At 70.9% G+C, this 18796-nt stretch carries 22 protein-coding genes; 6 read left to right on the forward strand and 16 right to left on the reverse strand.

Annotated features, from left to right (window positions below):
• Window positions 1–105: 105 nt before the first annotated feature.
• Window positions 106–774: a transglycosylase family protein gene (locus ACIHFB_RS41130; protein ID WP_400129554.1), complete on the reverse strand. Its 669-nt coding sequence runs from the start codon at window positions 772–774 to the stop codon at window positions 106–108.
• A gap of 534 nt (window positions 775–1308) precedes the next feature.
• Here ACIHFB_RS41130 and ACIHFB_RS41135 point away from each other — a divergent pair.
• Together ACIHFB_RS41135 and ACIHFB_RS41140 are read left to right on the forward strand one after the other, a co-directional pair.
• On the forward strand, window positions 1309–2091 hold the full coding sequence (locus ACIHFB_RS41135; RefSeq protein ID WP_365284822.1) for a hypothetical protein: 783 nt from the start codon (window positions 1309–1311) through the stop codon (window positions 2089–2091).
• 105 nt (window positions 2092–2196) lie between these two features.
• On the forward strand, window positions 2197–2577 hold the full coding sequence (locus ACIHFB_RS41140; protein WP_365284820.1) for a hypothetical protein: 381 nt from the start codon (window positions 2197–2199) through the stop codon (window positions 2575–2577).
• Window positions 2578–2640: 63 nt separating this feature from the next.
• Here the strand turns inward: ACIHFB_RS41140 and der are convergent, their stop codons facing one another.
• From der to ACIHFB_RS41170, 6 genes are all read right to left on the reverse strand, one after another.
• Window positions 2641–4119 carry a ribosome biogenesis GTPase Der gene (gene der, locus ACIHFB_RS41145; protein WP_365284818.1) on the reverse strand — a complete coding sequence of 493 codons (1479 nt, stop codon included), beginning with the start codon at window positions 4117–4119 and terminating at the stop codon, window positions 2641–2643.
• Between the two features lie 59 nt (window positions 4120–4178).
• Window positions 4179–4781, reverse strand: coding sequence for a lysophospholipid acyltransferase family protein (locus ACIHFB_RS41150; protein ID WP_400129571.1), 603 nt, complete (start codon window positions 4779–4781; stop codon window positions 4179–4181).
• A gap of 53 nt (window positions 4782–4834) precedes the next feature.
• Window positions 4835–5530 carry a (d)CMP kinase gene (gene cmk / locus ACIHFB_RS41155; protein ID WP_400129555.1) on the reverse strand — a complete coding sequence of 232 codons (696 nt, stop codon included), beginning with the start codon at window positions 5528–5530 and terminating at the stop codon, window positions 4835–4837.
• 250 nt (window positions 5531–5780) lie between these two features.
• Window positions 5781–6866: a prephenate dehydrogenase gene (locus ACIHFB_RS41160; RefSeq protein WP_365284814.1), complete on the reverse strand. Its 1086-nt coding sequence runs from the start codon at window positions 6864–6866 to the stop codon at window positions 5781–5783.
• A complete protein-coding gene (aroH, locus tag ACIHFB_RS41165) occupies window positions 6863–7225 on the reverse strand; it encodes a chorismate mutase (RefSeq protein ID WP_365284812.1) in 363 nt (120 codons plus the stop codon). Before aroH ends, ACIHFB_RS41160 begins: the two co-directional genes overlap by 4 nt.
• Before the next feature lie 115 nt (window positions 7226–7340).
• Window positions 7341–7823: a YidB family protein gene (locus ACIHFB_RS41170; protein WP_400129556.1), complete on the reverse strand. Its 483-nt coding sequence runs from the start codon at window positions 7821–7823 to the stop codon at window positions 7341–7343.
• A 109-nt stretch (window positions 7824–7932) separates the two neighbouring features.
• Between ACIHFB_RS41170 and ACIHFB_RS41175 the strand changes: the two genes are divergently transcribed.
• From ACIHFB_RS41175 to ACIHFB_RS41190, 4 genes are read left to right on the forward strand one after another with little or no spacing between them, the layout of a single operon-like run.
• Window positions 7933–8592: a hypothetical protein gene (locus tag ACIHFB_RS41175; RefSeq protein ID WP_400129557.1), complete on the forward strand. Its 660-nt coding sequence runs from the start codon at window positions 7933–7935 to the stop codon at window positions 8590–8592.
• Window positions 8593–8615: 23 nt separating this feature from the next.
• On the forward strand, window positions 8616–9197 hold the full coding sequence (locus ACIHFB_RS41180; protein WP_365284806.1) for a DUF6529 family protein: 582 nt from the start codon (window positions 8616–8618) through the stop codon (window positions 9195–9197).
• On the forward strand, window positions 9194–9598 hold the full coding sequence (locus tag ACIHFB_RS41185) for a Rieske (2Fe-2S) protein (RefSeq protein WP_365284804.1): 405 nt from the start codon (window positions 9194–9196) through the stop codon (window positions 9596–9598). The genes ACIHFB_RS41180 and ACIHFB_RS41185 overlap by 4 nt, the downstream gene beginning before the upstream one ends.
• Before the next feature lie 22 nt (window positions 9599–9620).
• On the forward strand, window positions 9621–10364 hold the full coding sequence (locus tag ACIHFB_RS41190; RefSeq protein WP_400129558.1) for a DNA polymerase beta superfamily protein: 744 nt from the start codon (window positions 9621–9623) through the stop codon (window positions 10362–10364).
• Here ACIHFB_RS41190 and ACIHFB_RS41195 read toward each other — a convergent pair.
• The 9 genes from ACIHFB_RS41195 to ACIHFB_RS41235 form a co-directional block, all read right to left on the reverse strand.
• Complete coding sequence (locus ACIHFB_RS41195) at window positions 10290–11042, reverse strand: DNA polymerase beta superfamily protein (RefSeq protein ID WP_400129559.1); 753 nt, start codon at window positions 11040–11042, stop codon at window positions 10290–10292. The genes ACIHFB_RS41190 and ACIHFB_RS41195 overlap by 75 nt on opposite strands.
• A 3-nt stretch (window positions 11043–11045) precedes the next feature.
• Window positions 11046–12065: an ADP-ribosylglycohydrolase family protein gene (locus tag ACIHFB_RS41200; RefSeq protein WP_365288335.1), complete on the reverse strand. Its 1020-nt coding sequence runs from the start codon at window positions 12063–12065 to the stop codon at window positions 11046–11048.
• On the reverse strand, window positions 12062–12790 hold the full coding sequence (locus ACIHFB_RS41205; protein WP_400129560.1) for an NUDIX hydrolase: 729 nt from the start codon (window positions 12788–12790) through the stop codon (window positions 12062–12064). Before ACIHFB_RS41205 ends, ACIHFB_RS41200 begins: the two co-directional genes overlap by 4 nt.
• A 78-nt stretch (window positions 12791–12868) precedes the next feature.
• Entirely contained in the window at window positions 12869–14284 is a 1416-nt protein-coding gene (locus tag ACIHFB_RS41210; RefSeq protein WP_400129561.1) for an MFS transporter, read from the reverse strand.
• A 51-nt stretch (window positions 14285–14335) separates the two neighbouring features.
• A complete protein-coding gene (locus ACIHFB_RS41215; protein WP_365288341.1) occupies window positions 14336–14893 on the reverse strand; it encodes a TIGR03086 family metal-binding protein in 558 nt (185 codons plus the stop codon).
• The gene (locus ACIHFB_RS41220) at window positions 14890–15852 is read right to left on the reverse strand and encodes a sigma-70 family RNA polymerase sigma factor (RefSeq protein ID WP_400129562.1); all 963 of its coding nucleotides are present in this window, start codon (window positions 15850–15852) and stop codon (window positions 14890–14892) included. Before ACIHFB_RS41220 ends, ACIHFB_RS41215 begins: the two co-directional genes overlap by 4 nt.
• Before the next feature lie 126 nt (window positions 15853–15978).
• Window positions 15979–17067, reverse strand: coding sequence for a pseudouridine synthase (locus ACIHFB_RS41225; RefSeq protein WP_400129563.1), 1089 nt, complete (start codon window positions 17065–17067; stop codon window positions 15979–15981).
• An 11-nt stretch (window positions 17068–17078) separates the two neighbouring features.
• Window positions 17079–17729, reverse strand: coding sequence for an SMC-Scp complex subunit ScpB (scpB, locus tag ACIHFB_RS41230; protein WP_365288347.1), 651 nt, complete (start codon window positions 17727–17729; stop codon window positions 17079–17081).
• A complete protein-coding gene (locus ACIHFB_RS41235) occupies window positions 17726–18781 on the reverse strand; it encodes a segregation and condensation protein A (RefSeq protein WP_400129564.1) in 1056 nt (351 codons plus the stop codon). Before ACIHFB_RS41235 ends, scpB begins: the two co-directional genes overlap by 4 nt.
• Window positions 18782–18796 lie beyond the last annotated feature (15 nt).

An 18796-nucleotide genomic window follows, 5' to 3' on the forward strand; every position in this document is an offset into this window, starting at 1 on the left:
TAAGCAGTGGAACGCGTACGGCCTTTGCGGCGCGTCCGGTGAGCCGAGGGGCCCCACCCGGTCGGCTCACCGGACGGGGCCCCGTGCCGAGGCAGGGAGAGCGACTCAGATGTCGAGGCGCTGCCCGGGCACGATCACATCGGGATCAGCCCCGATGACGGCCTTGTTGGCGGCGTGGATCCGCTGCCAGCTGGTCCCGTACCGGGCGGCGATGGCGCTCAGCGTGTCGCCCTGGCGAACCGTGTAGTCGCCGCGGGTCGCACTGCGGTCGATGGGGGTGCCCCCGCGCGAGCTCGTTCGAGCGTGGGGGAGGGTCGACGAGCGTTCCGGCGCCTTCGACGGGGCCGCCTTCGTCGTGGCCGAGCCGGCCGCGGGAGCCGCGGGCGCGCTCCCATAGGCTCCGGCCCGTGCCGAGCAGGTCGGCCAGGCGCCCCAACCCTGGGCGCTCTGGACCTTGGTGGCCACCGCGATCTGCTGCTCCCTGGAGGCCTGGTCGGCGGTCGGCGCGTAGGCCGTGCCGCCGTACGCGCGCCAGGTGGCAGCGGCGAACTGGAGTCCGCCGTAGTAGCCGTTACCGGTGTTGATGTGCCAGTTGCTGCCGCTCTCGCACTGGGCGATGCGGTCCCAGACTCCGCCGTCCGCCGCCACGGCGTTGCCGCTCGCGGCCAGCAGTCCGAGAGGGGCGAGCAGAGCCGCCCCGGCGAGGACCGCCGTCGTACGTGTCGTACTCGTCTTACGGACGTTGTCGCGGGTGGTATCGGCACATTCGGACATGGAAATCCCTCTCCACGAACCCGGGATCCCCCAAGGCGAGGCGCGCCTCCCGCGTTTGGCCGCGGTCGTCGCGCTCCGCCCCGTCCGCCGGAGGCTGTGCTGTGAGCTGGCTTGGTGCGGCCGGCGGACGTACCCGAGCGGTGCTCGTTGCACACGGCGGAGGAATGTACGGAGGATGTCCCGGCGACATCAACCAACTCCTTGTCATTCCAGGCCAGTTCGCCGTTACCTCGGGTATCGGCGATTTTAGGCCACCCACTTCATTCGTTCATATCCCGATTTGTCGACCAGTCGCCGAGGTGATCTGTGACCCACATCACCGACCCAACTTCCTTGGATTTCCCAGCACTTGACGGGGAGTGTCCGATTCCGGACGGGGTGTGACCCACCGCTGTGGATGGTTCGATTCCGTTCGCCTTGGGGCGTGACTCCCGCCACAGATCGCCCGTTGTCTCTTCATGAGCCCGGGACCGCCCGGTTCACGGGCCGGGAGCCACCCGGTCCCGTTACGCACCACATCCGAGGGAGCCACCCGTGCCGCGCATGCTCGACGTCAGCGACGACGTACGCGCCGAGATCGGCGACGAAGAAGCCGACCGGCTGCTCGCCGGAGAGAACGCCCCGGGCAGTTACGACTGCACGTCCTGCCGCACCCCGGGCGACTCCGAGCAGGAGCGCACCAGCACCGTCCTCTTCATCGGCGACGAGACCGCTGTTCTCGCCTTCGCCCACGCCACCTGCCTGCCCTCGCAGGTCGTCCAGGTCACCGAGGAGCAGCTGCGCGGGGCGGTGCGCTCCATCAGCGGCGACACCGTCGACCTGGAGCCGGAGACGATCGTGCCCGAGCAGGCCGTGCTCGGCGTGACCAGCGGACTCGTCCTGATCGCCGGTGAGTTGCACCCGGCGCTGGTCGTCGAGCCGACCGCGCCCATCGTGCGGCCCGGCGCGACGGGCGCCGGCGACGACTTCCTGCCGCTGCTCATCGAGCAGGGCTTCATGCCGCTCACCGCGATCGAGTCCACGCCGTCGGTGCTGCACGGCTGGTCGGTGCTGTTGGCCATGGGGCAGCTGCACGCCGTCCTCCAGCCGGGCACGGGTGGGGGGCAGCCGGTCGCGTGGTGGCAGGCACATCAGCCGCTCCAGGTGACCGAGGGCTGGCGGGCCGCCGCGAACAAGCAGCAGCAGGTACTGATGTTCGCGGCACCGGTGGGGGCCATCGGGCGGCAGCCGCGGGAGGACCTGCTGCGGGACGCGCTGGACAAGGCGGCCGCCAACGGCAAGCTCGTCGCTGCCGCTCTGCCTCTGGCGGGGACGTGAGCGCGCCCCCCAAAGGGGCGTAACACGCGCCCCTGATGCATCAGTGACCTGCGATGTCGGAATCTTCGGCCGCATCTCTTGTGGTGCCGTGTCGTTTGGACATACGTGCACGCATACGACGTTCCCCGCCGCCCGTCCTTCTCGTCGATTCCGTCCGCTCGGGCGGCCGCGGAGAGTTCGGGTGGGTCATCGGCCACGCCGATCTACGACGCGCTCTACTCCGAGTACGTCAAGTCCTTCCGTTCGCTGCCGGGTGACCGCAGGGGCGAGGAGGACTTCGGCTTCGTCGCGTTCGGATATCTCGAACACGGCGGATCCGGTTCGTGCAGCAGCTCGTACGGCGCATACAGCGCGGGGGCGTACAGCACCCGGCACATCGGCGGGCAGCAGTCGCAGTGGCAGCGGGTCGGACAGCTGCGGCCGCAGGGCACCGGCATGCACTATGTGCCGGCGGCGCTCCCGCCGGGGCCGCGCCGCGGGATCTGAGGTGTGACAGCGAAAGGGCGGCTCCCGGTGGAGCCGCCCTTTCGCTGTCTACTTCTTCTTCGTCTACTTCTTCTTCGCACCGCGCTTTTCGCGCACCCGCACGGAGATATGGATCGGCGTCCCCTCGAAGCTGAACTCCTCGCGCAGCCGGCGCTCGATGAAGCGCCGATAGCCCGCCTCGATGAAGCCGGAGGCGAAGAGCACGAACCGCGGCGGCTTGGTGCCGGCCTGGGTGCCGAAGAGGATGCGCGGCTGCTTGCCGCCGCGGATCGGGTGCGGGTGGGCGGCGACCAGTTCACCGAGGAAGGCGTTGAGGCGTCCGGTCGGGACGCGGGTCTCCCAGCCGGCGAGGGCGGTCTCGATGGCCGGCACCAGCTTCTCCATGTGGCGGCCGGTACGGGCGGAGACGTTCACCCGCGGAGCCCAAGCCACCTGGCCGAGCTCCGTCTCGATCTCCCGCTCCAGGTAGTAGCGGCGCTCCTCGTCGAGGGTGTCCCACTTGTTGAAGGCGAGGACGATCGCCCGTCCGGCCTCGACCGCCATCGTCACGATGCGCTGGTCCTGCACCGAGATGTTCTCCGAGGCGTCGAGCAGAATGACCGCCACCTCGGCCTTCTCGACGGCGGCCGCGGTGCGCAGCGAGGCGTAGTAGTCGGCGCCCTGCTGGAGGTGGACGCGCTTGCGGATGCCGGCCGTGTCGACGAACTTCCAGGTGACGCCGCCGAGTTCGATCAGCTCGTCGACCGGGTCACGGGTGGTGCCCGCGATTTCGTTGACGACGACGCGCTCCTCGCCCGCCACCTTGTTCAGCAGCGAGGACTTGCCGACGTTCGGGCGTCCGATGAGGGCGATACGGCGAGGTCCGCCGACCGCGGTGCCGAAGGTCTGCGCGGGCGCCTCCGGCAGGGCCTCCAGGACCTTGTCCAGCATGTCGCCGGTGCCGCGGCCGTGCAGCGCCGAGACCGGGTGCGGCTCGCCGAGACCGAGCGACCACAGGTACGCCGCGTCGGCCTCGCCGCTCGGCCCGTCCACCTTGTTGGCGGCCAGCACCACGGGCTTTCCGGCCTTGCGCAGCAGTCGTACGACCGCCTCGTCGGTGTCGGTGGCGCCGACCTTGGCGTCGACGACGAAGACGACGGCGTCGGCAGCCTCGATGGCGTACTCGGCCTGGGCGGCCACGGAGGCGTCGATGCCGAGGACGTCCTGCTCCCAGCCGCCGGTGTCGACGACCTTGAAGCGGCGGCCCGCCCACTCGGCCTCGTAGGTGACGCGGTCGCGGGTGACGCCCGGCTTGTCCTCCACGACGGCCTCGCGGCGGCCGATGATGCGGTTCACCAACGTCGACTTGCCGACGTTCGGGCGGCCGACGACGGCGAGCACGGGCAGCGGGCCGTGGCCGGCCGCCTCGATCGCGCCCTCCACGTCCTCGAGGTCGAAGCCCTCCTCGACGGCAAGCTCCATGAACTCCGCGTACTCGGCGTCGCCAAGTGCTCCGTGGTCGTGCTCCTCGCCCGAGCCGTCGGAATGGATCTGGTCGTTCATGAAGTCCGTACCTCGTTCAGTGTGGTGATCGGTGGATACCCCCTGTACGGGGTGGTCCACTACTTGAGTGTTGCCCGGCGCCCGGTGAGGCGCCTGGCGTCTTCCAGGTGCGCGGTGAGCTGCTTCTGGATGCGTTCGGTCGCTTCGTCGAGCGCCTTTCGGGTACGCCGCCCGCTGCCGTCGCCCGCCTCGAACGGGTCGCCGAAGACGACGTCGATACGGGAGCGCAGCGCGGGCAGCGCCTTTATCAACCGTCCGGACCGCTCGGTGCTTCCCAGTACGGCGACCGGGACGATCGGGGCACCGCTGCGCACCGCGAAGTACGCGAGCCCGGCCCGCAGCGCGGCGAAGTCGCCCTCGCCCCGGGTGCCCTCCGGGAAGATGCCGAGCACACCGCCGCCCGACAGCACCTCCAGGGCCCGGGTGATGGCCGTACGGTCGGCGGTCGAGCGGTCCACCTCCAGCTGGCCGACGGAGCGCATGAACGGGCCGAGCGGCCCGACGAACGCCTCCTTCTTGACCAGGAAGTGCGATGCCCGGGGCGCCACGCCGATGACCATCGGGCCGTCGATGTTGTGCGAGTGGTTGACGGCGAGGATCACCGGGCCGGTCGCGGGGACCCGCCAGCCGCCCAGCACGCGCGGTCGCCACAGCCCGTACATCAGGCCGACGCCGATGCGCCGCCCGACCTCGGCGCCCCGCTCGGAAGGTGCCGTCACTTCGCTGCTCGCTTCTCCTCGACGAGGGTGACCACGCACTCGATGACCTGCTGGAGCGTGAGGTCCGAGGTGTCCACCTCGACCGCGTCGTCCGCCTTCGCGAGCGGCGAGGTCTTACGGCTGGAGTCGGCCGCGTCCCGCTTCAGCAGCGCCTCACGGGTCGAGTGGACGTCCGCGCCCTTGAGCTCGCCGCTGCGGCGGGCGGCACGCGCCTCCGGAGAGGCGGTGAGGAAGATCTTCAGGTCGGCGTCGGGCAGCACGGTCGTACCGATGTCGCGGCCCTCGACGACGATGCCCTGCTCGGCGGCGGCCGCGATCGAGCGCTGGAGCTCGGTGATCTGCGCCCGCACCTCCGGTACGGCACTCACCGCGCTGACCTGGGAGGTCACTTCCTGGGTCCGGATCGGGGCGGCCACGTCGATGCCGTCGACCATGATCGTCGGCTTCTCCGGGTCGGTGCCGGAGACGATGTGGGGCTTGCCGGCCGCGGCGGCGATCGCCTGCGGATCATCGACCTCGATCCCTGCGTTCACCATCCACCAGGTGATCGCCCGGTACTGGGCGCCGGTGTCCAGGTAGCTCAGGCCGAGCTGCGCGGCCACGGCCTTGGACGTGCTCGACTTGCCCGTGCCGGAGGGGCCGTCGATGGCGACAATCACGGCCGGGGCGGTCGGGGCGGCGCCGTTTTCCACGGGTGGACACCTTCCTGGTGCGGTGCGGTGGGAGTGTGCGGGGCGCGACAGTGCCCCGCACAAGGTTACTGGGTGCGGGTCACTCGTCCGGCCCACGGCACGAAGCGCTCCGCGGGCTGTGCCGATATGCGGCTCCGCCGCGGGGCCCCGATGGGCCGTCGATCGTCTGCGGGCTCGTCGTGGCTGGTCACGCAGTTCCCCGCGCCCCTTTGGGGCGCTGCCCAACCGCACCGGACTTCACCGAACCCGCTTACTGCCGGATCGCCCAGCCCCGCTCCCGCAGCGCGGCGCTCAGTACCGTCGCGGCCTGCGGCTCCACCATCAGCTGCACCAGACCGGCCTGCTGCCCGGTGGCGTGCTCGATCCGTACGTCCTCGATGTTGACCCCGGCCCGTCCCGCGTCCGCGAAGATGCGGGCCAGCTGTCCGGGCTGGTCGTCGATCAGCACCGCCACGATCTCGTACACCCGCGGCGCGGACCCGTGCTTGCCGGGGACCCTGACCTGGCCGGCGTTGCCGCGCCGCAGGACGTCCTGGATGCCGCCGACGCCCTCACGGCGCTTGGCGTCGTCGGAGGACTGGAGGGCCCGCAGTGCCCGGACCGTCTCGTCGAGGTCGGCGGAGACGTCCGTGAGGAGGTCGGCGACCGGCCCCGGGTTCGCGGAGAGGATGTCGATCCACATGCCGGGGTCGGACGCGGCGATCCGGGTCACATCGCGGATGCCCTGTCCGCACAGCCGTACGGCCGCCTCCTCGGCGTTCTCCAGGCGCGCGGCGACCATGCTGGAGACCAGGTGGGGCATGTGGGAGACCAGGGCGACGGCGCGGTCGTGGGCGTCGGCGTCCATGACGACCGGCACCGCGCGGCAGTGCGAGACCAGCTCCAGGGCGAGGTTCAGCACCTCGGTGTCGGTGTCCCGGGTCGGTGTGAGCACCCAGGGGCGGCCCTCGAAGAGGTCGGCGGTCGCGGCCAGCGGACCGGACTTCTCGCGACCCGACATGGGGTGGGAGCCGATGTACGACGACAGGTCGAGGCCGAGCGCCTCCAGCTCGCGGCGCGGGCCGCCCTTGACGCTGGCCACGTCCAGGTAGCCGCGGGCCACGCCCCGGCGCATGGCGTCGGCGAGCACGCCGGCCACATGGGCGGGCGGGGCGGCGACGATCGCGAGGTCGACGGGACCCTCGGGTGCCGCGTCCGAGCCGGCACCGAGCGCGGCCGCCGTACGGGCCTGCTCCGGGTCGTGGTCGGCGAGATGGACGACGACTCCGCGGGAGACCAGCGCGAGGGCGGCGGACGTACCGATGAGCCCGGTGCCGATGACGAGTGCGGTCCTCACTGGGCGATGTCCTTGCGCAGGGCGGCCGCGGCACCGAGGTAGACGTGTGCGATGTCACCACGGGGCCTGTCGGACTCGATGTGGGCCATGACGCGGACGACGCGGGGCATGGCGCCCTCGATCTCCAGCTCCTGGGCGCAGATCAGCGGTACGTCGACGATGCCGAGCTTGCGGGCGGCGGCCGCCGGGAAGTCGCTGTGCAGGTCGGGCGTGGCCGTGAACCAGATGCTGATCAGGTCGTCCGCGGTGAGGGCGTTCCGCTCCAGGATGGCGGTGAGCAGGGCCCCGACCTGCTCGTCCATGTGGCCGGCCTCGTCCACCTCGAGTTGGACGGCGCCCCGGACCGCTCGTACCGCCACGGCTTGGCTCCTTGCTGCTGTACGGATCGATTGCTGGTCCGTCCAGCCTAGTCAGCCCGCGTCGGGCGGGTGCGCGGCGCCCGCTCGCTGAGACGGGGAACGACGCCGCGTGGCCTCACAGCCGCTGCCGTCGGATGAGGTCCTCCAGGGACTCGGTGGAGACCTGGCCGTTCGGGGTCAGCTTGTCGACAGCGCTCGGCAGCACCTGGGCGAGCTCGGTCGCGGCCACGTCGGGGGTGACGCCGGCCTGGTCGGCGACCTGCTTCAGCGTCTCGTCGGGCAGGGCCTCCCTGATCTGGGCGCCGGTGACGGCCTGGTTGCCCCCGGTGCCGACCCAGGAGTCCTTCTGCTCGGCCAGGCCCGACTTGGTGAGCATGTCGAGCAGCCCGCCCAGCCCGTTGCCGCCGGCGCCCTGGCCGTTCTGCATCAGGGCCGAGAGCAGCGAGCCCAGGATGTTGCCCCCGGTGCCGCCGGACGGACCGCCGCCGAGGAGGCCGCCCAGCAGGCTGCCGAGATCGTTACCCGCCATGGTCACGCCTTTCAGGGGAGCGGCCGGGCCACAGGGCGCGGGCCCGGCCTCAGACCATGCCAATGTCACCCGAATCGCCCTATTCCGCTACTTGGGGTCAGAACGCCCCTGTGCACCTCTGGACGCCGGACCGTCGGGTCCGCTCTCATGGGCAGGAAGCTCTCGGGGGAGGCCCACCATGAAGCGTTCCGGACCGCTGTTCACTCTTCTCGCGGGACTGGTGCTCGGCCTGCTCGTGCTGTCGCTCAATGCGACGACCGGGACGCAGAGCGCGTCGTCGTCGTACGAGGAGTCGCCTTCGCCGAAGGCCTCACCCACGCCGACGAAGACGACCGCGTCACCCTCCCCCTCGCCCTCCCGGACGCCTGTCCCCGACGCCGACTACACGGGCCGGACGAAGGACGACTCGGCCTCCGTCGCCTTCTCCCTGCGCGACGGCAAGGCGGTCGCGTACTTCTGCGACGGCCGCGACAAGGAGTCGTGGCTGAAGGGCGACGTCGAGGACGACGGCACCATGCGGCTCACCGGAAAGCACGGCGCGAAGCTGACCGGCACGCTCAAGGAGGGCAAGCGGATCAGCGGAACCGTCGCCGTCGACGGCGGGCGCTACGACTTCACCGCCGACAAGGCCAAGAAGCCGGACGGGCTGTACCGCGCGACCGGCCGGGTGGGCGACACCGACGTCGACGGCGGTTGGATCGTGCGACAGGGCGGCCGGCAGCAGGTCGGCATCCTCACCCTCGACGGAGAGCCCTCCCCCGCACCACGGATCGACCCGGAGACCGGTGCGGTGACGGTCGACGGAGAGCAGCTCACGGCACGCCCTGTCACCCCCTGATCCCCTGCTCAAGGGAGTCGAGCATGACCGTCGATCCGAACGCCGCCACCCAGGGCTTCCCCTCGCCCCAGCCCGTCCACCGCCCGCACCCGGCCCGCTATCTGGTCCCGGCGCTGGTCGCCGCCGCGGTGGCCGTCGGCCTCGGGGTGTACGGCAAGGTCCACGACCCGGCGGGGACCGTCTTCAACCTCGCCGGTTTCAGCAGCACGGGGGCGATGAAGGCGTGGCTGGCGACGGTGGCGATCTTCTTCGCGCTGGTCCAGATCGTCTCTGCGCTGATGGTGTACGGGAAACTGCCGGGCCCCGGCTGGTCCTCGGCACTGCACCGCTGGTCGGGGCGCGTGGCGTTTCTGGTGGCGGTTCCGGTTGCGGTGCACTGCCTTTATGCGCTGGGCTATCAAACGTACGAAACACGAGTTTTGTGGCACTCTGTCCTGGGTTGCTTCTTCTTCGGTGCTTTCAGCGCCAAGATGCTGCTGCTCCGCTCGGAGCGCCTCCCCAACTGGTTGCTGCCGATCGTCGGCGGACTGGTCTTCACGGTCCTGACGATCGTCTGGCTGACCTCCGCCCTATGGTTCTTCCGCACATTCGGAGTAACGACATGACCCCTGACCCGACCCGGCGCACGGTTCTCCTCGCCACGGGCGCGGCGGCTCTTCTCGTGGGCTGCAGCGAGTCCGGCGACGAGGGCGGCTCCTCGACCGAGAGCGCCTCCCCCGGCCAGGAACTGGCGAAGACGTCCGACATCCCGGTCGGCGGCGGCACGATCTTCAAGGACGAGAAGGTCGTCGTCACCCAGCCGAAGGAAGGCGACTTCAAGGCCTTCTCGAACATCTGCACGCACCAGCAGTGCCCCGTGGCGAGCGTCTCGGGCGGCACGATCAACTGCAACTGCCACGGCAGCAAGTTCAGCATCGAGGACGGCTCGGTGGCCCATCCTCCGGCAACGAAACCGCTGCCCGCGAAGCAGATCACCGTGGACGGAAATTCGATCCGCCTGGCGTGACCTGCCGCGTATGCTGCCCGGCATGGACCCCGAGGCCCTGGTCGGCGACCACACGATCTACTCCTGCGTGATGGGTTCGCGCGCCTTCGGCCTGGCCACGGACGGCAGCGACACCGACCGCCGGGGTGTGTTCGTGGCTCCCACCCCCCTCTTCTGGCGCTTCGAGAAGCCGCCGACGCATGTGGAGGGGCCGGCCGAGGAACAGTTCAGCTGGGAGCTGGAGCGCTTCTGCGAGCTGGCCCTGCGCGCCAACCCGAACGTCCTGGAGTGCCTGCACTCCCCGCTCGTGGAGCACGTCGACGACACGGGCCGCGACCTGATCGCCCTGCGCGGCGCCTTCCTCTCCCGCCGGGCCCACGAGACGTTCGCCCGGTACGCCTTGGGCCAGCGCCGCAAGCTGGAGGCCGACGTCCGCAATCACGGCGCCCCGCGCTGGAAGCACGCGATGCATCTGCTGCGCCTGCTGATGAGCGCCCGCGACCTGCTGCGCACGGGCGACCTCACGATCGACGTGGGCGACCGACGCGAACCGCTGCTCGCGGTCAAGCGCGGCGAGGTCCCCTGGCCCGAGGTCGAGTCCTGGATGACCCGCCTGGCCACCGAGACGGACGAGGCATCCCACCACAGCCCCCTCCCACCCGAACCCGACCGACGCCGCATCGAGGCCTTCCTCGTCCACGTCCGACGCGCGTCAGCCCTCCAGACGGACCCGTACGACGAAGTCATGCAGAGCGTCGTACCCGACCGGAGCATCCGGCAGACCTGACCCCGACTGCGCCTCGTCCAGCACACCGCGCAGCCGCTCGACGTCGTCCTGCACGCGCGCGTGCTCGACATCGGCCGCCCCGTGCTCCTGCTCCGCCTTCGCCGCGATCAACCCGGGCAGATAAGGGGGGGCATCGGCGATCTCCCCGAGGAGCGTGGGCAGATGGGCCTGCACCTCGCCGCTGCGCATCAGGTGAATGCCGGTGAGCAGCACACGGAAGGTGTACAGCAGCGGCTTGAGCTCGCCGGTCTTCTCGAACAGTCGCCACTGCGTCACCCCGAAACCTCGGTAGTGGTGGGCGTGGTGGCTGGTGAGGACACCGGGGGCGAGGGCTGCGAGTTCACGGTGGGCGTCGGTGGTGTGCACGACGAGCGGTGAGAGCAGCTGCTCCAGCACATATCCGTTGCGGCGCAGCATCAGCCGTACGAACTTGCGCAGGTCGTGCGTGACCAGGTCCAGCTCGACGCCGTCCCGGTCCCACATCCTGGACCGGGTCTCCTCGGGCTCCCGCAGGCCGACCAGATCGGCGGCCGGCAGCAGATGTACGCCCCGCAGGTCCACATCCGAGTCACGGGACGGGAAGCCGTACAGGTGCGCGCCGGAGACGGTGGCGAACAGCACCGGGTCGGGCTGCTCGGCCACCACGGGCGTCAGGTCGATGGCCAGGGCGTCGATCACTGTTCAAGCGTCCCAGAGCGCCCCGAGGGTCAGTAGGTCGCCCCGGTACTCGATGCGGTCGGCCCACTCCGTAGGCCATGCATCGGAGCCGAGGTAGGCCCCTGCGAACGCGCCCGTGAGGCAGGCGATCGAGTCCGAGTCGCCGGAGGTGCAGGCGGCGCGGCGCAGGGCGGTGAGCGGTTCGTCGACGAAGAGAAGGAAACACAACAGTCCGGTCGCCAGGGCCTCTTCGGCGATCCAGCCCGCACCGGTGGCCAGGCACGGGTCGGTCTCGGGCGAGACGGTCCGCAGGGCGTCCTGGAGCCGGTCGAGGATCGCCAGGCACTCGTCCCAGCCGCGCATCATGAACTGCTCGGCCGACGGGTCCTGGCTGCGCGTCCACAGGTCGTCGAGCCAGCGGTGGTGGTAGGTGGTGCGGTTCTCCAGGGCGTACGACCGTAGCAGCCCGACGAGTCCGGTCGGCTCGGCGCCCTGCGCCAGCAGCCGTACGGCGTGCGCGGTGAGGTCGGACGCGGCCAGCGCCGTCGGGTGCCCATGGGTGAGCGCGGACTGCAACTGTGCGGCGCCCGCGCGCTGTTCGTCGCTGAGGCCGGAGATGAGCCCGAGGGGCGCGACACGCATGTTGGCGCCGCAGCCCTTGGAGTCGATCTGGCTGGCTTCCTGCCAGGGGCCGTCGCCTTCGAGCAGGCCGCACGCCCTGATGCAGGTGGCGCCCGGCGCCCGGTTGTTCTCCGGGGAGCGGTTCCAGGCGATGAACTCCCGCCGCACCGACTCGGCCATCCCCGAGGGCTCGAGCACACCCCGGTCCATCGCCGCCCGCAGCCCCTTCCCCAACGCCAGGGTCATCTGCGTGTCGTCCGTGACGATCGCAGGCGTCGGCAGCTCCATCTCCCGCCACGGTCCGAACTTGGCGAGGATCGACGGCACGTCGTTGAACTCGGTCGGAAAGCCGAGCGCGTCGCCGAGGGCGAGTCCGGTGAGGGATCCGGTGGCGGCGCGCTTGGCGACGGTCGTGGCGGTCATGCGGGGCGTCCTTCCCTGGACGGGCGGAGCAGGGGCGGGTACAGGGCGGTGGCGGTGCCCGCGCGGTACAGCGCGGCCGGTTTGCCGCGGCCGCCGGTCAGCCGGGCGGCGCCGGGGACCGCCTCGACGAAGCCCGGCGTGGCGAGCACCTTGCGCCGGAAGTTGGGCCGGTCCAGCACGGTGCCCCACACGGTCTCGTAGACCTGCTGAAGCTCACCGAGGGTGAACTCGGGCGGGCAGAAGGCGGTGGCGAGGCAGGCGTACTCGAGCTTGGCGCCGACGCGTTCATGGGCGTCGGCCAGGATGCGGTCGTGGTCGAAGGCGAGCGGTTTCGCCGAGTCGTACGGCATCCAGCGGGCCTGCGCCGCGTCGCTGCCGCCGTGCACCTCGGGTGCGTGGGGCAGCAGCGCGGCGAACGCGACGGACACGACCCGCATCCGGGGGTCGCGGTCGGGCTCGCTGTAGGTCCGCAGCTGCTCCAGATGCAGTCCGGAGACGTCCGACAGGCCGGTCTCCTCGGCGAGTTCGCGCCGGGCGGCCGTCTCCGCCGACTCGTCCGGCTGCACGAAGCCGCCGGGCAGCGCCCAGTGGCCGGCGTACGGCTCCTGCCCGCGCTCGACGAGCAGTACGTGCAGCGCGCCCGCGCGAAGGGTCAGGACGGCGAGGTCGACGGTGACGGCGAAGGGCTCGTGCGCGTATTTGTCGTAGCCGCTCGGCACGGTCACGTCCGTTCACCCCCTTTATGGTCAGCACGACTAATAGTCACTGCGACTATAAAGAGGGTGACCGGACCGCGCAACCCCTCAACTACCCCCGCGCGACGGAGCGAACGCCGCAGCCACCGCGCCGATCGCCGCGATCCCCGCCGCCGCCCACAGCGCAGGACCGCATCCGTCGACGAACGTCTCCGGTGTGGCGTAGCCGCCGTACGTCGTGAACACGGCCGCGGCGACGGCCACTCCGAAGACACCGCCCAGCTCCCGCAGCGCGTTGTTCACGCCGGCCGCCACACCCGCGTCACCCAGCGGCACGGACGCGGTCACGGCGTTGGCCACGCTCGGGAAGACCATGGAGATACCGACGCCGGCGACGATCAACGGGCCGACGAGACGGTCGTATCCGACGCCGGGTTCGACCTGCCAGGCCAGCAGCGCGAGGCCCGTCGCCTGGAGCACCAGGCCGCCCAGCATGAACGGCCGGGTGCCGAACCGGTCCGCGAGGGCGCCCGCGACCGGCGCGATCAGGAGCGGTGTGGCGTTCCACACGAGAATCCGCACGCCCGCCTCCAGCGGGTTGTAGCCGAGCCCGATCTGGAAGAGCTGCGTGATCATGAAGAGGGCGCCGAGCAGCGACGCGAACAGCAGGAAAGCCGAGGCGTTGGCGGTGGAGAAGTCGCGTCGGCGGAAGTATCCGAGCGGCAGCATCGGATAGCGGGCGCCCTTGCGTTCCCACCCCAGGAAGGCCACCACGAACACGACACCGACGGCCAGCGCGCCCAGTGCCTCGACGCTCCCCCAGCCCACCTCGGGTGCCCGTACCGGCGCCCAGGCCAGCCCGGTCAGCCCGACGGCCGCCAACACAAGACCCACGATGTCGAGTTGAGGCCGCGAGCCGTAGCTCTCGCGCAGCTTGGTGGCGGCCAGGGGCAGCATGGCCAGCCCGATGGGCACGTTCAGCCAGAAGATCCACTGCCAGGACAGTCCCTCGGTGACCGCCCCGCCCAGTACAGGTCCTGCCGCCACACCGAGCCCGGTCACCCCGCCCCACACGCCGATCGCCACGCCCCGCTTCTCGGCCGGGAACGCCTCGCTGATGAGCGTCAAGGTGAGCGGAAGCAGTACGGCGGCTCCGGCGCCCTGCACCACGCGCGCGATGATGAGCTGGCCGGGGCCGGCCGCGAGGGCCGCGGCGGCGGAGGCCAGCGTGAAGAGGGCGAGCCCGGCGACATACATACGCCGCCGCCCGAAGCGGTCGCCGAGCGCGGCGCCGGTCAGGGTCAGACAGGCGAAGACCAGGTTGTAGGCGTTGATCGTCCACTCCAGCTGGGACAGGCTCGCCCCGAAGTCGGCGCGCAGCGCGGGCAGCGCGGTGGCGACGACCACGACGTCCAGGGAGCACAGCAGGGCCCCGAACCCGGCGAGGATCACCGTCCACGCACGCAGGGGTGGCGCTTTGGCGGGCGGCGCGGTACCGAGGGGGACCCTGATGGTGTCGGTCATGACAGTGCCTTCCGTGAGTTCTTGAGGTCACTCACGGAAGGCAGACCGGGCTCACCCCGGAAAGGAATCGCGGCGCCCGAGGAAGGCCAGCAGCCGCGCCTGAGGCCGCCCCGACACGGGCACGGCGAGCTGCGCGGCGAACCGTACGCCCCGGTCCGTGTCCGCCACGACATGCCGGGCGACGGGCAGCAGATCGACCGCGAGCGGCCCCGGGATGGGCCGTGGACGCCCGCAGGCCTGGGCCACGTCCCAGCCGTGCACGGCGATCTCGACGGCACCCACGGCAGCCATCACCCGTACGTCCAGCGGCCGTTCACCGACCAGAACCGGGTCACGGGCCCCGCCCGCCGCCCAGGCGCCGAGCACCGCGCACGCGCGCGTACGGACGACGCACGCCGGGTCGGCTCCGGGACGCGTGGGCGACAGGTCGATCCGACCGCCGGTCAGCCCCTCGTGCAGCGCATCCAGCGAGTCGCCGAGATGCCCGAGCAGTTCCTCCAGGTCCCACTCCGCACACGGCGTCCTGCGCCTGAGGCCCTCGCGCTCCACCCCGGCCACGCACCCCAGCGCGTAGGCGAGCGAACGCTCCAGCAGTTCCCCTGAGTTCATGACAGCACCCCCGGCATCCCGAAGCGGTCGAAGAGCCCTGCGTCGAGGAACACGGTCATCCGCGCGACCGCACCGTCCGACACCGCGAGCACCTGTATCGAGTGCGCCCGGAAGACCCCGTGCGCGTCCCTCTCGTACATCGCCACGGCCGGCTGTCCGTTCGCACGCGTGGGCAGCATCCGGACGAGACCCTTCACGCCCACCCGCGGCTCCAGGAACCGCAGCACGTCCTTCCTCCCGCTGAACCACTCCAGATAGGGCGGCATCTCCAGTTCGACGCCGTCCTGGAGCAGTTCGACCAGCGCGTCCATGTCGGCGTTCTCGAAGGCGGCCACATACCGGTCGAGCACCTCACGGTCGGCCGTACCCGCCGGCTCCACGACGAGGTCCTCGTCAGGGGCCACCTCGTCGAGCCGGGCACGCGCGCGTTGGAGGGTGCTCTTCACGGCCGCCGTGGAGGTCCCGAGGAGCGCGGCGACCTCGGACGCCCGCCAGGCCAGCACGTCCCGCAGGATCAGCACGGTCCGCTGCCGCGCGGGCAGGTTCTGGAGCGCGGCGACGAGCGCGAGCCGCAGACTGCCGCGCGCGGCGACGACGATCGCGGGGTCGACGAGCGAGTCCGGCAGCGGCTGCAACCACGGAACGTCCGTCACAGGGGCCCTCAGCGGCTCCTCAGGCGCCTGTGACGGCTCCCCGAGCCCGCGGGGCAGCGGACGGCGCGTACGGCCCTCCAGCGCCGTCAGGCACGTGTTGGTGGCGATCCGGTGCAGCCAGGTCCGCAGGGAGGCCCGGCCCTCGTAGCCGCCGTAGGACCGCCACGCCCGCAGATAGGTCTCCTGGACCAGGTCCTCGGCCTCGTCGACCGAGCCCAGCATCCGGTAGCAGTGCGCAAGCAGCTCCCGTCGGTACGGATCCGTCAGCCGTACGAACTCGTCGCGGTCCGTCGTCGTCGCAGCCATGCCGCTCCCTCCGTCACCGATACAGACCGGCGGGAACCCGAAAACGAATCGGCCGACCCCGAACGAATCCGGGACCGGCCGTCACGCACAACCGATTTGAAGATCGGTGCTTCGGAGATCGACGCTTTAGAGATCGACTTCCTGCATCAGCATCCCGACCTCGGTGTTCGACAGCCGTCGCAGCCAGCCCGACTTCTGGTCGCCCAGGGTGATCGGGCCGAAGGCCACGCGCACCAGCTTGTCGACCGGGAAGCCGGCCTCCGCGAGCATGCGGCGCACGATGTGCTTGCGGCCCTCGTGGAGGGTGACCTCCACGAGGTAGTTCTTGCCGGTCTGCTGGACGACCCGGAAGTGGTCCGCGCGTGCGTAACCGTCCTCCAGCTGGATGCCGTCCTTGAGCTGCTTGCCCAGGTCACGCGGGATCGGGCCCACGATGTGCGCGAGGTAGACCTTCTTCACGCCGTACTTGGGGTGGGTCAGCCGGTGCGCCAGCTCGCCGTGGTTGGTGAGCAGGATGACGCCCTCGGTCTCGGTGTCGAGCCGCCCGACGTGGAAGAGCCGCGTCTCGCGGTTCGTCACGTAGTCGCCGAGGCACTGACGGCCCTCGTTGTCCTCCATCGTCGAGACGACACCGGCCGGCTTGTTCAGCGAGAAGAACTGGTACGACTGCGTGGCGACGGTCAGCCCGTCGACCTTGACCTCGTCGTTCTCCGGGTCGACCCGCTTGCCCTGCTCCAGCACGATCTCGCCGTTGACCTCGACCCGCGCCTGCTCGATGAGCTCCTCGCAGGCACGCCGGGAGCCGTAGCCCGCCCGCGCCAGCACCTTCTGGATCCGCTCGCCCTCCTGCTCGGCGCCCGGGACGGTCTTGGGCGGCTTGACGTTCTTCTTGCCCTCGTACCGCTCGCGGTTGCGCTCCTCGGCCCGCGCGTCGTACTCACGGGAGGTGGCCGGCGCCCAGCGCCCCCGCCCGCTGCCCTGGCCCTGCTTGGGCCCGCCCTTGGCGCCCCCGCGCGCGGAGCTGCCGCGCCCGGACTTCGGGCCGTCCGGGGTGGCGCCTGGACCCACGTCGTAGCGGCGCTCCTCGGGGCGGGGCTTGCTGGGGCGGCCCTGACCCTGGCCCTGCCCCTGCTTCTGGTCCCTGTTGTTGCCGGCACCGCGGTGGTTGCCACGCCCGCCGGTCCCGCCACTCTTGCCGCTGCCGCTGCTTCGCATCAAAGTTCCGTCTAGTCGTCTGCGTCGTCTGCACCGGGCGCATCGGGTGCGTCCGGGTCGAACGACGGAACCCCTTCCTGGGTCTCGGCCTCGATCGCCTCCGCCTCCGGGAGGAAGGGCGCGAGCTCCGGGAGCTCGTCCAGACCGCGTAGGCCCATCCGCTCCAGAAAGTAGTTCGTCGTCGTGTACAGGATCGCACCTGTTTCGGGTTCCGTGCCCGCCTCCTGGACCAGACCCCGCTGGAGGAGGGTGCGCATGACCCCGTCGCAGTTCACTCCGCGCACGGCCGAGACCCGGCTGCGGCTGACCGGCTGGCGGTACGCCACGACCGCGAGGGTCTCCAGCGCGGCCTGGGTGAGCCGGGCCTGCTGCCCGTCGAGTACGAAGCGCTCGACGGCGGGCGCGAACTCCGGCCGCGAGTAGAAGCGCCAGCCGCCGGCGATGAGCCGCAGCTCGAACCCGCGGCCCTGCACGGCGTAGTCGTCGGCCAGCTCCCGCAGCGCTTTGTCGATCTGCCGCTTGGGCCGCTCCAGGATCTTCGACAGGTGCTCCACGGTCGCGGGCTCGTCGACGACCATGAGGACCGCCTCCAGGGCGGGCTTCAGGTCGAGGTCCGCCACGGAACGCAACCCGGCCGGCAGCTCGGTGGTCTCCTCGCTCACGCCTTCTTCTCCTCCTTGGGCGGCTCGGGCGGTCGGTCGAACTCGTCGGTCACCATCGGTTCGGAGTCCCCCTCCCCGCCGGTCCAGCGCACCATCAGCTCCCCGAGGGCGGTCTCCTGATCCAGGGCGACGGCCTTCTCCCGGTACAGCTCCAGCAGCGCCAGGAACCGCGCCACGACCGTCAGCGTGTCGCCGGTGTCCTCGATCAGCGACCGGAAGCTGGCCTCGCCGAGCTCCTTCAGACGCGCGACCACGATCCCGGCCTGCTCCTGCACGCTGACCAGCGGCGCGTGGATGTGGTCGACGTACACCTGCGGCTTGGGCTTGGGCTGCATCGCCTTGACGGCGAGCTTGGCGAACCCTTCCGCCCCGATGCTGATGACCACCTCGGGCAGCAGCTCGGCGTGGTGGGGTTCCAGCCCGACGGTACGGGGATAGCGCCGCGCCTCCTCGTCCAGCCGGCGGCTGAAGATGTCGGCGATCTGTTTGTACGCGCGGTACTGCAACAGCCGCGCGAAGAGCAGGTCACGCGCTTCGAGGAGCGCGAGGTCGGCCTCGTCCTCGACCTCCGCGGAGGGCAGGAGGCGCGCCGCCTTCAGATCGAGCAGCGTGGCCGCGACGACCAGGAACTCGGTCGTCTGGTCGAGGTCCCAGTCAGGGCCCATCGCCCTGATGTGCGCCATGAACTCGTCGGTGACCTTGGAGAGGGCCACTTCGGTGACGTCGAGCTTGTGCTTGGAGATCAGCTGGAGGAGGAGGTCGAAGGGGCCCTCGAAGTTGGAGAGCCGGACCTTGAAGACGCCGTCGGACTCGCCTGCGTCCTCGGGGACCTCGGGCACCGGTGTCGGTTCCGGCGCGACGGCCTCAGGTTCCGGCTCCGGAACCACCACCTCGGGAGCCTCGGGTTCCAGCTCCACGTGAACCGGCGGCGGCGCCGCGTCCGGAACCGCTTCGGAATCCGGCTCGACCGGCGCAGCACCCGGCCCTCGCCCCAACGCACGCCGACGCCCGGCTGAGCCGGGCGCGGTAGCGGGAAGGTCGTTCGAGGTCATGGCCCTCGCAGGCTA

The sequence above is a fragment of the Streptomyces sp. NPDC051963 genome, from assembly GCF_044593495.1.
Classification (GTDB): Bacteria; Actinomycetota; Actinomycetes; order Streptomycetales; family Streptomycetaceae; genus Streptomyces.